This window comes from Martelella alba (assembly GCF_005217455.1).
In the GTDB taxonomy this organism is placed as follows: Bacteria; Pseudomonadota; Gammaproteobacteria; order Enterobacterales; family Enterobacteriaceae; genus Acerihabitans.
In genome coordinates, this window is the sequence record NZ_SZPQ01000070.1 from 1 (window position 1) to 12,486 (window position 12,486).

Genomic DNA, 12,486 nt, shown 5'->3' on the forward strand with positions numbered 1-12,486 from the left:
GTTTGGCGATTGATCAGATCGCACAATCCGGGCTGAGTTCCCTCAATGTGATCTATTATTCTGCGCAGCTATTTAGTCGGATGAGGGGGTATCGACCGGTGGCAGCAATGGCATGCGCGATACCAACTTTTTTGCCTGCGCTACCTCAAGCGCGTCCCGAAGGATTTCGGCTTCCATCGTTTTGCGTCCCAGCATCTGTTCAAGCTGTTTGACTTTCTTCTCCAGCGCCTTGACTTCAGAGACGCTGACCACCTCGTCGCCAGCGGCGATCGCAGATTTCCCACCATCATTCATGAGCCGTTTCCACTTAAAAAGAAGACTGGGTGTGATGCCATATTGCCGGGCAACGAGTGAGACGGTGTAGCCGGGTTGCATGGCGAGCGCAACAAAACGGGCTTTCTCTTCAGGAGTATAACGACGGCGTTTTTGCTCGCCAGTGATCACTTCGATTCTTTGCACAGGACAGTCCTTAAACATAGCTTTATGACTATATCTTACTGGTGAGGTGTCCGGTTTAAACGGGGGCTATTACATGAAGGGTTTAGCGGATGGCTTTAAGTTGCGGATTTTTGAGTCGTTAAGAGACATTTGGGGTCACTCCATTATCGAACTAACCTGACCCCAGATTTGACCACCAATTTTTCCCGATGCGGAGGGTAAAATTAAAATGCACCGGAAAGAGTTTTCGCGCTAACCTGTTGAAGCAAGAGCGTATAATGATTCGCGAGGATGCATGAAAACAGAAAATTGGCTCCTCTGACTGGACTCGAACCAGTGACATACGGATTAACAGTCCGCCGTTCTACCGACTGAACTACAGAGGAATTTTGAGAACGGGGCGAATCATAGCCGGCCCCTTACGGGGTGTCAATGCAAAATAAACGGTTGCGGCGCGATCGTCTAACCCTTAGCCAAATCCGCCAGCGGCGGGCCGACGGGCTAGGAGGCCGTTATGCCGTCGCCGGGAGGGGAGGATTGCGCCAAGCGCTGCGCATTGAGGCGCGCCAACGGATCCTGTCGGTAAAATTGCGTGAAACAATGGTACAAATCAGGGAAGCGTTCAAAAAACAACTCGGTGGAACTGAAAAAGTACTCCGACAGAACCGCAAAGCATTCCGCCGGATCGCTGGCGGCGTAAGCGTCCATACTGGCCGCGTCCTCGCCCACCAGGTCGACCTCATCCTGCAGGTCTTCCATGGCCGAACGGAGCAATAATTCCCAATGGGCCACCTCCCGTAGCGGAATCAGCGGCAGACCGTTGACCACCCCCGAATTCCGGCCGTCCAATTTATGCGCGGTTTCATGGATAACCAGATTGAAACCGGAAAGATCGAATGAATCTTGTATTTCCTGCCAATTCAGCACAATGGGACCCTGGTCCCAACTTTGGCCGGAATGAACCATTTCGCCGCGATGCACCAAGCCCGTCTCATCCTGCCATTCGTCATTGACCACGAACGGTGAGGGATAGATAAGCACTTCATGAAAGCCGTCCAGCCATTCCAGGCCCAGACCGAGTACCGGCAAGGAAAACAGCAAGGCGATCCGCGCCGTCATAACCTCGCTTAATGTCAATCCCTGCAATGTCACCAGCTTTTTTTGCTGCAAAAACTTCTCGGCGAATACCGTCAGCTTTTGCTGTTCCTCAGTATTGAGGGGGGAAAATAATGGGATCGCCAAAGCCTCTTGCCATAAGGCACGAGTCTCCGGTGAGGGGACAGAGCTTTTCCATGGCCATTTCATCATCGTGTTGCTCGATAAGTCGTCACTTGAATCGTTAGGCGTGGTTTTACACTATTAAAATGCCGCAAAACAGGGCATGATAGCAACCGCTAAAACGGAGAGATGCCGGAGCGGCTGAACGGGACGGTCTCGAAAACCGTTGAAGGAGCAATCCTTCCGAGGGTTCAAATCCCTCTCTCTCCGCCATTATTCAAGCACTTATCTCATCGCAGTAGTGTGATTAAAACCACGATGAGAAAATCTGAGAAAATCCGTTGAGAAAATAAATTTAACAATTTGCATAGTTATGTTGTTAAATTCGTTTTTTATTCAGCGTTGGCGTGACCTTAACCCGGCGATCATAAACCAAGATTTGGCTTTCCGTCTTATGGCCGCTAAATAATTGTTTGTCCCTACTCGATCCCTCATAATCCGAAATCCCCTTTGCTTTCAAGTCGTGAAACGTGCAGTCCAGCACATAACCCAATTTTTCCCCCGCCCCCCGGCGCGCTTTTGACCAGACGTCATTAAATCCATTGTAAGAATAGGGCAGGCCAGTCACTGATTTTATGACACGATTATTTTTACCATGCAGAGTTTTGGCAAGAGCGATAGCCTCACGAAGCCGATCTGTCCATGATTTGATCTGTTTCACCCCTGTCTTTCCCTGTTGGATATAGATTCCCTGCTCCATGACTTGATCCCATGTCATTTTGATAACATCGGATACTCTAGCGGCGCACAAGTAGGCGATTTCCATTGCTACGCGCAACGCTGTCGGTGCGACGTCGTAAATCGCGGCGTATTCCTCATCAGTGATATAACGATCACGCTGTGGTTTGGGAAACTTATCCACGCCGGTACAGGGGTTCATTTTCACGTACCCGCGCTGGTAACCCCAGCGGTATACCCGCGACATGCTGCTGTGCTCATGGTTGGCCTGTACGGTGCTTTTCTTCCCACGGGCATCCATGTATCGGCGTACCAGTTCCGGCTTGATATCGTCCACGGCGGCCGCGCCGAAAACTTTATGCAGGTGAGTGGCATGGGCAGCATAATCACGCTGAGTGCGAATAGCCAGATTCGCAAAATCCGGGCTATTGATGAACTTGTCCCAAAGCTGTTTGAACGTCAATCTGGTATTCTTTGCGGCGACTTGTTTTTCGTAGGCTAGCCACACCTCGCCTTTTGTCGCGGTTGGTGGCGCTATTTTTTGTGTGCTGCCACCGGGTTTCCAGTAATAGCCGGATGCCCGGAGGAAAACTCCTTTCGGCATCCACTCGTTACCCTTATTTCGTTTTCGTCCCATCAATTTTCTACCGATGAAAAATCCACGCCGGCCGGAACGGCATTTCCTGGTATAATTTTGCTGCGTTCCAACGGGTGATTGATGTGATACCACGTTGTGCGGATTTTCCCGTCATTGCGGACTATGAAAAAAACGCCATGCCTTCCGAGTATTTCGGCCTGAATATTAGTCCTGACCGCCCCCGTCACCTCTTGCAGTTCTTCGTCGGTGAGTAACTGGTTTTGCATTGGTCTTGCCTCTGGTCATGGCATACATCAATCTGTCGGCCTCTTGGCATGCGGCGTCAATGTGTTGCTCGTTCAGTTGCTTTTTTCTGACGCTAAACGATAACTGGCCGATCTTTAGGTCGAACTCGGTCAGCAATCGAGCGCCAGGTTGCCATGGCTGCATAGCGGTCCTCCGTGTTGGTTTTCCGCTATGCTAGCCATGTGGTCATATCATTTCTGATTACGCCTAATCAGCCGCGGGAAAGCGCCTTTCTCTGGCGCTAACCGTACGTTCTGGGGGAAATGAAACGCCAGCTCGGCACGGCTCTGGATCTCGATGATGCCGGTTGTTCCATCCGGGAACGTGACATGTACGGCATCACCGCGGCTTAACGATGTCCTGAGCATGGTGATCACCGTACCCGCAATGAGCGGGGGCCGATTTCGATATGGGCGCCCAGGATATCAACGCCGCCCTCGATAGCCTCCAAAATCGCCTTCTTGTCTGGGGCCGTAACAACAGTGGTACTGACGAGTTCATCCGGCAATTTGGATTCGTCGTCTATGATGACCGAGGCGCGGCCCTTGGCAGCCGAGAACGTGTTGTAGGTGGTTTTCAGGCTATCTTTGCCGGCAGCGATCAGGCAGTTCAGAATGTACTGTCGGATGTTTTTGGCCTGGGTTTCGAAACTCTTCTTGCGGTCCGCCAACCGTTTGGCTTCCTCATCGCAGGTTTTAGCGAGGCCCTCGATATTACGGACAAACGAAAAGGTCGCGTCCAGTTTGTCGCCCAGGGCGCCCTCGATACCCTCCAAGGTATCGGCAATCATTTCAGGCGTCAGCTCTGTGCCTGACTCGATCAGGTCCTGGAGCTTTTTATAATCCGCTGCTAATGCGATAGCTGTAACGCTCATGCTTTTTCCCCTTCGGCCAGTTGGGCCAGACGTTCGGTTTTAATGGTGGTGAGGCGGCGCAGCCGGCCAGAGAGATATTTCGCGTACTCTTGATCGCCTTTGGCTTCGGCCGCTTTGCGGTGGACCTCGACTTCGCGTGCGATCGTGGCGAATACAGCGTTGATCTCGTTCGGGGATACGCCGGACTGGAGGGTTTCCGCGTTGCGCGATAGTTTTTCATCTAGCTCTTTGCGCAACTGTGCGACGCCCTCGGCCTTGTCGCTGGCGTTTTTGATCGCGAATTCCTGGCTGATTTCGTCCCGGTATTGCGGGTTATCGTAGAGGCCCAGGAACACATCCGCGCTGAAACCAAGCTGTGACAGCGCTTTTTTGGTGGCGTCCGTGAGGGATTTTTTCGGAGCCTCACCATCACTGATAGGGCCGTATTTGCTGTTGTACAGATAGGGTGTGCAACCGTAGGCAATAACAAAACCCTCCTCGCCGTCGTGAATGTAGCGCAGTTTAATTTTAACGACGTGGTTCAGTTCAGCCATGTAATTGCCGTTGCCATCCAGGATCAGCGCTTTCTCCAGTTTGCCGGCGGCATTGGTTGCATTATGGAACAGCGGGGCGCCCCTATCGAACCTCTCCTCCAAAACTTCAACGTTCCAGTTGATGCCTTGCGGTCCAAAAACCTCGGTTGCTCGCATGACCATATACGTGCCGTTGATCGACGTTCCGCCGCCGTCATTGGTAAACTGCTTGGTAAACGCGCTATCTGTTTTGTGAACCTGGCGCCATAGGGACAGATTTTCCTGGGCGCTGGCCGGCAACCGAGCAATGGAGTTTTCAAGCTCGGCCGCGCGGAGTTTGATATCGTCTGCCTGCGGTGGCACTTCCTGTTTTTCGACCTCGATTGAGGCGGATTCCATGTCGGCTGGCTCTGCTGCATGTTCCAGGGCTGGTGGCGCCGCATCCGGCGCCGAACCATATATGCCGTAACCCATTTTGTTCAGCGTTTCGCGGGATTGCTCTGCCGGTGGTGCCATATCGGTTTTAACGGTATCGGTAGGCTCCGGAGATACGGCTGGTGCCTGTGACTCGGTTTCCGGCATTTCAATGGAGGCGATCTGTTGATGGATGTAATCTCGCAGTGCGGCTGCCGGTGGCGGGGAGGGCAGTACCGCCTTGCCTCCACGGACAATTTCAAAAACAGCCTCACGCGGAATTTGCAGGGCGGTTTTACCTAGGATCCGAAACTCCATTGACCACAGTTTGAATGTTTTGTCATCCAGTTCAATCATGCGCCGGGCCTGGGCGACACGATGGGGACCAACATCCCAGCAATCGACATCGTCGAATTTGAGCGCAACAGCAATTTCGAGATCCAGCGTTTCAAAATTATGCTGGAACGGGCGATTCTTGAATGGGCCGCAAATGGGGGCGGCATTGGTGTCGCGCGGCTGCTGAGACTGTGCTGTGTCGACACGGTCTCGCGGCGCCGCTACCCACTGTTCCGCGAACCGGGTTATTTCACTGACTGCTGGGAATTTTTGCGGATATTTGGCAAACACGGCTTTGATCAGCTTTTGCAGTGATTCCGGGTACATTGCATCCAATGCCGGCACCGTTTTCAGTCCCTCAATGACCGGCATTAATCCAGCGCTGGATTCGTCGTCGTTGAGAAAATCCACAACCATAGATAAATCCTGCTGGGTAATATCGGTTTTATCATAGAGCAGCAGCACGGTTATTTTATCAACCAATGAAAGTTTTTTGAACTCTACCAGTGCGCCCATGTCGGGATACTCACCAGAGACCGGCTGATTCTTGAGGATAAATTCGCCGTTGACCAAATCGTAATCCTGGGGAAATTGTTCGTCGAATCTGTCTATAGGCGGCCGTGGTGATCCTTCTTTATCTTCCACTATTTCAGGATTGAAAAAGTTTTCGCTGGCGCCCGGCATTTCCTCTTCCATTTTTATGGTGGCCGCCATGGTTGCCAGTTTTTGGGTTTTTGCCTCTATAGCAATCGCCAGCGGCACAGCGCCATTGGCTTTGATGGCCGATTTTTTAGGTTTAAATATCAGGGAATAAACGCTCATTGGTCTGCCTCTTGGTCAGGTGTGATTAGGTTTAAGACGAGATTTAGTCGATATTCACATCAGTATCACATGTATTTTCAGGTGTTATCAAATCGCTAATCCTGTCCTCAATTTCTGATATTTCTCTTTCGGCTGTATCCGCTATTTTTTGCTGTTTATGACGTAATGAATTAATCTCAATAGTTTCACAATTGATATTCGAGAGATCGACCGTAATTTCTTTGGTCATTAAATGTATTGTGTCTCTGTCCATCTCACTGCGATCATACTCCGTGATATGGATATCGGTTTTATTGGTGAACGCATTTCTTGTTGCGGAAATGAACACGTTCAATGTAGCCTGTTTGGGTATAGATAGTGCATTCATGGTGCCACCTCTGGTATAGTGAACATAAGGTCAACGCAAGTTGGTCTTGCCTCTGCCGCCGGGTTGGTCCCCGTCGGCATTCCCGGTAATCGCTTTGGTCGGCGACCCGGGGTAAGGAAGCCCGCCCTGTGCGGGCTTTTTTGCGCTTAATGCCTGACTATGGACGCCGCTCGTACCAGATCGCCAATCATTGCGTCAATGAGGCGATTCATGGGACTGTCGGTATAGGATGCCGGGCGCTCCCCGCGGGTATCGCCAAATTTCGCATTCAAACTGCTTACCCTGGATTCCAGTTCCGCCACCGCAAACGCCGCGCAGCGGTTGCAATCATATTCACCGAGGACATAACCGCCGCTCAGCCGTACAACCACGGGATACTGCGGGTTATTCTGCCGGCAGATAAACGCCTGGGTTTCATCGTTGATGAGAACTTCACTGACGTCATGGGTAATGCTGGTTACCCGCATAACCTTGATGCTGTTTGACATGGTCTTGCCTCCTGGTCATTAAAATGGGCGCCGGAGTTGAACCGGCTAACGGATAGGGAGTCCGCCAATCACCCGATGCCCGTTACTGTACGGATGACGCCAGCGTAAAAACTGACGCCGCCATAACCGCCAAAACAATCACGATACAGAGCCCTAAACCTGACCAGTCTGTACCGGGTTTCCGTTGCCGTGACATGTCACGCACTCGCTACTGATTTGCAAAGTGCCGCGGCTATCAGGCCAATGTTGGCGCCGAGAAAGGCGCCGATGGTGAATGCTAAAATCATGGTCTTGCCTCTGCGGTCGGTGTTGGTCGTTAATCATTTTTGGGTATATTCATGCGCCCGCGAACAGGCTCAGGGTGAAGCCACTTAAGAGAGAGCCTCTACAAATTCGGCAAAGCTCATTGCCTCTTCGCCCTCTTTAAGGGCGTTGAAATATTCTTCGTATGCATTTTCCATCGTCTTACCCTCTTTGCCGTCTTCCCGGCTGCCAGAACGTTTTGAACAACTGCTGTGTGTTGACTTCCCGCAGATCTCCCGGTGATTTCATATGCCGCCGGTAGCTACTTCGTGGGTTATCCATGCCTGTCTGCGCTGTTGATGGGATTACCTTAACTAAAGGTAAGTAAAAAATCAACAATATGCTTATCATAAATTAAGTTAATTTATAATATTTAACTTAGTGCATTGTTTTTATTTTATTTTTTCTTGGAATTTTTTCTGGCGAGCAATAGCTCCTCGAAAAGAGCGTTTAGATCATCCACCTTCGATTCCAGTTCACTTAAATGCCGTTCTTTTTCTGATTCAGGAAGGGAATCAAAGAGTTCCAGTAATTTTAACTGTCGCTCATCAAGTTCTGAAGACAATTGCGCTGCGGGAGTAGGGGCTTGATCTTCGTCGCCGTACATCAACCATGTCGGGGAACAGCGTAGGGCCTTGCTCAGTAAAAATAAGTTTTTACCACGCGGTTCCGTCTCCCCGTTTTCCCACTTATACACGGTTACATGCGACACCTTCACAACGTCAGCTAAGCGCTGTTGCGAGAGATCCAGTTCTGTGCGGCGCATTTTCATGCGATCGCTGAGAGAGGTCATTTTCATCCGATTAATATAAATTAATTTGACTTGCATTATGTTAAGTTGTAATTTCCAAACAAAAGGTAAGTGGAGGCAAAAATGCTAACTGACGACGCAATTAAATATTTTGGTAACAAGGCCAAGCTGGCTGAGGCCGCTGGAGTATCTCAACCAGCCGTATCTCGTTGGGGAAAACTTGTCCCGGAAAAGCGGGCTGCTCGGCTTGAGCGGCTTACCTCAGGAGCGCTTAAGTACGATCTCGATGTGTACTCTAAGCAGCCTCTAGAGCAACAGCTTAATCACTGAAAATAAGCATTTCTGATTTTCATTAATCAACTGCGCCAGGAGACGCAATGGACATCGAAAAACTTAAAACAGAGGTCGAGTCGTGGGCGGCTGACGTCGGACAGGAACATGTAGCGATTGAGATCAGTCGCCACTGTTTCGCGATGGGCACCGACTCACGGTTACACCAAATCGAACAGGACGGCATAGCTGACTGGAGAGCCATTAACAACAACAGGCAGCAGATTTTCCGGTGGTTGCGTGGTACGTCGCATGCAGCGCAAAAACGTGTTGCAGAGCTGGCGCCGGCGATGGCAGCAGCATTACCAGCTGAGAGACGCGCACGGCTCAATACTGAGGTGTCAATGCTGTATCTCGTATCGATAGCACTGCGTGAATTTGTCGCGGCAATCATCGCTGTATTGCTCGATGACCGTGACATGTCACGAAAACTGGAAACGGCAAACATGGCCCTGGCGGCTATGGCGCCCGTTCTCCAAATGCGCACGACCAGCGCATGACGGCAGAGGCAAGACCAAATATGACACGTCTGACATACGTAAACGGATACCGGATCAATGGCCAGCCATCCACGCGGGCGGAAATTGAGCCTATTTTCGATGAACAGTTAACGGCGTGGGAAAAATATGAACAGCTTAAAAAAGATCTTCGGGAAATGAACCTATCCCCGGATGAATATCAGCGTGAATGCAGACGCATCGCGGATGCGCTAGGAATATAGCATGAGCATGACCTTAATGGCTAAGGCTATGAGTTTAAAAGTGGGAAATCCAATAAGAAAATTAGTCCTAATTAAACTCGCAGATAATGCAAATGATAAGGGCGAGTGCTGGCCGTCATATCAGCATATTGCTGATCATTGTGAATGCGGTAGAAGCACAGTCAGAGATCATATTGATGCGTTAATTTCAATGGGGTTTCTCAACAAGGAAAATCGCCTAGGTGTCAATAATGGCAAGGGGAATACCTCAAATGTTTACTATCTGAATATTGATAACCCTATGCCGGTAGATGGCACAGCCCCTATGCCGACAAATGACATAGCTATGCCGCCAGAAAACATACCTATGCCGGTAGATGGCATAGCCCCTATGCCGATAGACGGCACCAGAACCAGTCACTATTCTGAAACAGTCATAGAACCAGTCATTAAACAAAAAACACCCCTTACCCCTAAAGGGGAATTTGATGAACACGTTATCGAAAATGCTAAAAAGGCCCTGAGCTATTACAACGAAGCCACGGGCTTGCGCTGCCGCGATCATTCCCCCTTCGCGGAGCTGCTGACGGAACGCAAATCCAGACCAGCCTACACCCTACAGGACATTCGAACGGTTATCCGGTGGGTGGTTAACACCTGGAAACCCCGTAATGGTAAATACGCAAAACCCGCGAACATTTGCCGCATAAACCGGTTCGACGGGTATTGCGCGGATGCGTATGCCTGGGCGGCGGATGACATCGATATCGACTGTAATGCGGTTATCTCGGCTTACAACGCGATCCTGGGCGACCGATTGCCCCCGGCTGACTGCGATGCGGATCGGGTGAGGGCGGTCAAAATGCTGGCGCCACGGCTGGCTGTCAAATCGCTGTCCGGTTTCCTGGGGTATTTCGAGGCGTTCAGCGAGGCGCCAGAATTTTATTTTGGTGGTCCGAGTGGAACAGGCTGGCGCGCGAATTTCGATTATCTTATGCGACCTGAGATCCTCAAAAAAACCAGGGAGGGCGCACTATGACGCCGCAGGAATTAGAGGGCCTGGTCATAGGGGGGTTGTTGAACAACGGGGCGTCCCCGGATTCGTTAGAGGTAATCGCCACGCTGCCGACTGACGCATTCAGCATCGAGTTTTATCGGCGCGCGTATATCGAAATCAAAAAACAGGCATTGAATTTCGGGGTGATTGACGGTGCCTTGATTGCCGAGTCTCTGGGCGGCGATAGCAATGCGCTATTGATTGAAACGACCAAAATCCCTACTGCGCGGGTAAACCTCAGGGGTTACGCAACCCTAGCCAGCCGGGCGTGGTTCAGTCGGCGCGCCGTGGCGTTATTCCAGGGAACGGCGGACCAGATTCGTGCAGCCAGAAACCAGCAGCAGCGAGATCAGGTTATCGACGCCGCTATGACACAACTGATCGAGTTGACCACAAGCGATAGCGGTATCGTGCCAGTGCATATTAACGAACTCCTGACTGGTTACATGGATTTACTGGATAAACGGTTAAACGGCGATCCGAGTGTGGAACGTCTCATGACCGGAATTGAGCCGCTGGATAAAATTCTGGGGGGGATTGACCGTACCGATTTGGTAGTCGTTGCTGGTCGTCCCGGAATGGGGAAAACGGAATTCCTGTTGACGTTGGTCGAGGGGGCGACGCGAAATGGCGGTGGGGCGCTGATATTCAGCATGGAAATGAAATCAGCGCAAATCGTCGAGCGGTCTATAGCCGGTGCCGGCCGACTGCCCGTTTCAAAATTGCGCGACCCGAAAACGATGTGTGATGAGGAGTGGGCGCGGATCTCGTCCGCCCTAGAATTACTAAACGATCGGGATATTTGGATAGTCGACGCATCGGATTTAACCGTGGAGCAGATTAACGCCCTGTCTGAGACACATAAACGCCGGTATCCGAATACGTCACTAGTGGCGGTGGATTATCTCGGGCTGATAACGAAACCCAAGGCGGAGCGAAATGACATTGCCATTGGGATGATTTCCGGTGGTCTAAAACGGCTGGCGGGGCGTATATACACTCCTGTTGTAGCGCTCAGCCAAATGTCGAGAAAAGTCGACGACCGTCCAGCCGGGAGTCGCCGGCCGATTTTGTCCGATCTGCGTGACTCTGGGAATATCGAACAGGACGCGGACCGAATTTTGTTTCTTTACCGCGAGGGTGTTTATAACCCGGATAGCCCAGCAAAAAACTTGGCGGAAATTATTGTCGCTAAAAATCGTCATGGTGAGCAGGGAACCGCCTACCAGGAATTTAAAAACGGGCATTTTCTCCCCACCGACCAGATCGCTGCCGAAGAATTAACAAAAACTTTTCAGGAGGCTAAAAGGCGAGAAAGACCGTTTTCAAAAGCATATAAGCAACCATTCTGACTAATTGACCAATGAGGCAGGACCATGAATAAAATCGGCCAAAAAGAAGTTATTAATGAAATGCTGGGTAAAAATATCACCGGGAAGATTCTGTCGGAGATATTAACATCAAAATATCCTGATATGGATGCATCAATAAAAACTGTTCGCGTCCGTATAGAGGCATTATTGCATTCCGATTCTGTCAATATCGAGGTTATCGCCAGCCGAGGAAAACCGAATATTTATAAACTCAAATCGGTATCGGATAAATTTTTTGTCGGTTGTCAGCGCCAAGCGATGCGCAAAAAGACAACTCCCAAGGGTAGGCCGCCGTTTGAACCCCATGAACAGTGCGCCGCCGTTAGGTTACTGGCATTTGATGGGTATCTCCGTGCAGCTAGGGCAGCGAACCATGAGCGGGCAATCTGATTACCTCCCGCCTGGACTACCTTTCAATCGCGGACTGTGGCCGGAGGAATATCGCCAGAAAGAATATCTAGACATGCGGGCTAGTGGATTGATTAAACAAATAGGTTCAGGGAAATCCACGCTTCGAAATGTTGAATTGGAAATTGAAAAAACGAACGCTGAATATCGAGAGTTTTTTAGAGGACGCCTGAATTACTGGCGGGAATATCAATTATCAAGAGACAAAGCCAATGAAAGATAAACAAGAAAAGTTTGAGGAATGGAAAAATAATGAACGGGAAAAGATTCCTCTTGACTGTGGTTGCGTCAGTGTTGAGGTGTTTTGGCATTGGTTAAAAAAATCATTTAATAATGGCTACGATGTCCGAGAACCAGAAATAGCTGATCTGAAAAAACAGCTATCGGAAAACCAGGAATTTTTCGACGGTCTCCATGACGCGATTAGACCGGAGGAAAATAAATCTCAGCCCATTCAGGCGGTGTCTGTGCCGG

Annotated in this window: 15 protein-coding genes, 2 tRNA genes and 1 pseudogene; 8 read left to right on the forward strand and 10 right to left on the reverse strand. The window is 50.4% G+C overall.

What is annotated here, in order from left to right; all coding sequences use genetic code 11:
• Positions 1–73: 73 nt before the first annotated feature.
• From FCN80_RS24525 to mtfA, 3 genes and pseudogenes are all read right to left on the reverse strand, one after another.
• Positions 74–459, reverse strand: a pseudogene (locus FCN80_RS24525) (transposase); the annotation flags it as partial.
• Between the two features lie 289 nt (positions 460–748).
• A tRNA-Asn gene (locus tag FCN80_RS24530) sits at positions 749–824 on the reverse strand.
• A 115-nt stretch (positions 825–939) separates the two neighbouring features.
• Positions 940–1,746 (reverse strand): DgsA anti-repressor MtfA, encoded by an 807-nt coding sequence (gene mtfA, locus FCN80_RS24535; RefSeq protein WP_136992949.1) that lies wholly within the window; start codon positions 1,744–1,746, stop codon positions 940–942.
• Positions 1,747–1,839: 93 nt separating this feature from the next.
• On the opposite strand from mtfA, the gene FCN80_RS24540 reads away from it, so the two are divergent.
• Positions 1,840–1,929 (forward strand) — tRNA-Ser (locus tag FCN80_RS24540).
• A 106-nt stretch (positions 1,930–2,035) separates the two neighbouring features.
• On the opposite strand, the gene FCN80_RS24545 is transcribed toward FCN80_RS24540, so the two are convergent.
• The 7 genes from FCN80_RS24545 to FCN80_RS24580 all read right to left on the reverse strand — a co-directional run bounded on the left by FCN80_RS24545 (position 2,036) and on the right by FCN80_RS24580 (position 8,186).
• Positions 2,036–2,998 carry a tyrosine-type recombinase/integrase gene (locus FCN80_RS24545; protein WP_230492926.1) on the reverse strand — a complete coding sequence of 321 codons (963 nt, stop codon included), beginning with the start codon at positions 2,996–2,998 and terminating at the stop codon, positions 2,036–2,038.
• Between the two features lie 32 nt (positions 2,999–3,030).
• Positions 3,031–3,258, reverse strand: a complete 228-nt coding sequence (locus tag FCN80_RS24550) for a DUF4224 domain-containing protein (RefSeq protein ID WP_136992951.1) — start codon at positions 3,256–3,258, stop codon at positions 3,031–3,033.
• A 392-nt stretch (positions 3,259–3,650) separates the two neighbouring features.
• Positions 3,651–4,151: a siphovirus Gp157 family protein gene (locus FCN80_RS24560; protein ID WP_136992953.1), complete on the reverse strand. Its 501-nt coding sequence runs from the start codon at positions 4,149–4,151 to the stop codon at positions 3,651–3,653.
• Complete coding sequence (locus FCN80_RS24565) at positions 4,148–6,235, reverse strand: exonuclease family protein (protein ID WP_136992954.1); 2,088 nt, start codon at positions 6,233–6,235, stop codon at positions 4,148–4,150. Before FCN80_RS24565 ends, FCN80_RS24560 begins: the two co-directional genes overlap by 4 nt.
• Before the next feature lie 43 nt (positions 6,236–6,278).
• Positions 6,279–6,602: a hypothetical protein gene (locus tag FCN80_RS24570; protein ID WP_136992955.1), complete on the reverse strand. Its 324-nt coding sequence runs from the start codon at positions 6,600–6,602 to the stop codon at positions 6,279–6,281.
• A 146-nt stretch (positions 6,603–6,748) separates the two neighbouring features.
• Positions 6,749–7,090: a hypothetical protein gene (locus FCN80_RS24575; RefSeq protein ID WP_136992956.1), complete on the reverse strand. Its 342-nt coding sequence runs from the start codon at positions 7,088–7,090 to the stop codon at positions 6,749–6,751.
• 700 nt (positions 7,091–7,790) lie between these two features.
• Positions 7,791–8,186 (reverse strand): helix-turn-helix domain-containing protein, encoded by a 396-nt coding sequence (locus FCN80_RS24580; RefSeq protein ID WP_230492927.1) that lies wholly within the window; start codon positions 8,184–8,186, stop codon positions 7,791–7,793.
• Between the two features lie 81 nt (positions 8,187–8,267).
• Between FCN80_RS24580 and FCN80_RS24585 the strand changes: the two genes are divergently transcribed.
• The 7 genes from FCN80_RS24585 to FCN80_RS24620 form a co-directional block, all read left to right on the forward strand.
• Complete coding sequence (locus FCN80_RS24585; RefSeq protein WP_136992957.1) at positions 8,268–8,474, forward strand: Cro/CI family transcriptional regulator; 207 nt, start codon at positions 8,268–8,270, stop codon at positions 8,472–8,474.
• A gap of 47 nt (positions 8,475–8,521) precedes the next feature.
• Positions 8,522–8,974, forward strand: a complete 453-nt coding sequence (locus FCN80_RS24590; RefSeq protein ID WP_136992958.1) for a toxin YdaT family protein — start codon at positions 8,522–8,524, stop codon at positions 8,972–8,974.
• Between the two features lie 222 nt (positions 8,975–9,196).
• Positions 9,197–10,213 (forward strand): helix-turn-helix domain-containing protein, encoded by a 1,017-nt coding sequence (locus FCN80_RS24600; protein ID WP_136992959.1) that lies wholly within the window; start codon positions 9,197–9,199, stop codon positions 10,211–10,213.
• Positions 10,210–11,583 carry a replicative DNA helicase gene (locus tag FCN80_RS24605; protein ID WP_136992960.1) on the forward strand — a complete coding sequence of 458 codons (1,374 nt, stop codon included), beginning with the start codon at positions 10,210–10,212 and terminating at the stop codon, positions 11,581–11,583. Before FCN80_RS24600 ends, FCN80_RS24605 begins: the two co-directional genes overlap by 4 nt.
• A 24-nt stretch (positions 11,584–11,607) precedes the next feature.
• Positions 11,608–11,994, forward strand: a complete 387-nt coding sequence (locus FCN80_RS24610) for a hypothetical protein (protein ID WP_136992961.1) — start codon at positions 11,608–11,610, stop codon at positions 11,992–11,994.
• Positions 11,978–12,235 (forward strand): hypothetical protein, encoded by a 258-nt coding sequence (locus FCN80_RS24615; protein WP_136992962.1) that lies wholly within the window; start codon positions 11,978–11,980, stop codon positions 12,233–12,235. Before FCN80_RS24610 ends, FCN80_RS24615 begins: the two co-directional genes overlap by 17 nt.
• A partial coding sequence (locus tag FCN80_RS24620) for a hypothetical protein (protein ID WP_230492928.1) occupies positions 12,225–12,486 on the forward strand: 262 nt, incomplete at its 3' end. The genes FCN80_RS24615 and FCN80_RS24620, both read left to right, overlap by 11 nt.

Bases quoted from the DNA above. Each gene is read 5' to 3' on its own strand.
- mtfA (WP_136992949.1), bottom strand. From the start codon at position 1,746: ATGATGAAATGGCCATGGAAAAGCTCTGTCCCCTCACCGGAGACTCGT.
- FCN80_RS24545 (WP_230492926.1), bottom strand. From the start codon at position 2,998: ATGCCGAAAGGAGTTTTCCTCCGGGCATCCGGCTATTACTGGAAACCC.
- FCN80_RS24550 (WP_136992951.1), bottom strand. From the start codon at position 3,258: ATGCAAAACCAGTTACTCACCGACGAAGAACTGCAAGAGGTGACGGGG.
- FCN80_RS24560 (WP_136992953.1), bottom strand. From the start codon at position 4,151: ATGAGCGTTACAGCTATCGCATTAGCAGCGGATTATAAAAAGCTCCAG.
- FCN80_RS24565 (WP_136992954.1), bottom strand. From the start codon at position 6,235: ATGAGCGTTTATTCCCTGATATTTAAACCTAAAAAATCGGCCATCAAA.
- FCN80_RS24570 (WP_136992955.1), bottom strand. From the start codon at position 6,602: ATGAATGCACTATCTATACCCAAACAGGCTACATTGAACGTGTTCATT.
- FCN80_RS24575 (WP_136992956.1), bottom strand. From the start codon at position 7,090: ATGTCAAACAGCATCAAGGTTATGCGGGTAACCAGCATTACCCATGAC.
- FCN80_RS24580 (WP_230492927.1), bottom strand. From the start codon at position 8,186: ATGACCTCTCTCAGCGATCGCATGAAAATGCGCCGCACAGAACTGGAT.
- FCN80_RS24585 (WP_136992957.1), top strand. From the start codon at position 8,268: ATGCTAACTGACGACGCAATTAAATATTTTGGTAACAAGGCCAAGCTG.
- FCN80_RS24590 (WP_136992958.1), top strand. From the start codon at position 8,522: ATGGACATCGAAAAACTTAAAACAGAGGTCGAGTCGTGGGCGGCTGAC.
- FCN80_RS24600 (WP_136992959.1), top strand. From the start codon at position 9,197: ATGAGCATGACCTTAATGGCTAAGGCTATGAGTTTAAAAGTGGGAAAT.
- FCN80_RS24605 (WP_136992960.1), top strand. From the start codon at position 10,210: ATGACGCCGCAGGAATTAGAGGGCCTGGTCATAGGGGGGTTGTTGAAC.
- FCN80_RS24610 (WP_136992961.1), top strand. From the start codon at position 11,608: ATGAATAAAATCGGCCAAAAAGAAGTTATTAATGAAATGCTGGGTAAA.
- FCN80_RS24615 (WP_136992962.1), top strand. From the start codon at position 11,978: ATGAGCGGGCAATCTGATTACCTCCCGCCTGGACTACCTTTCAATCGC.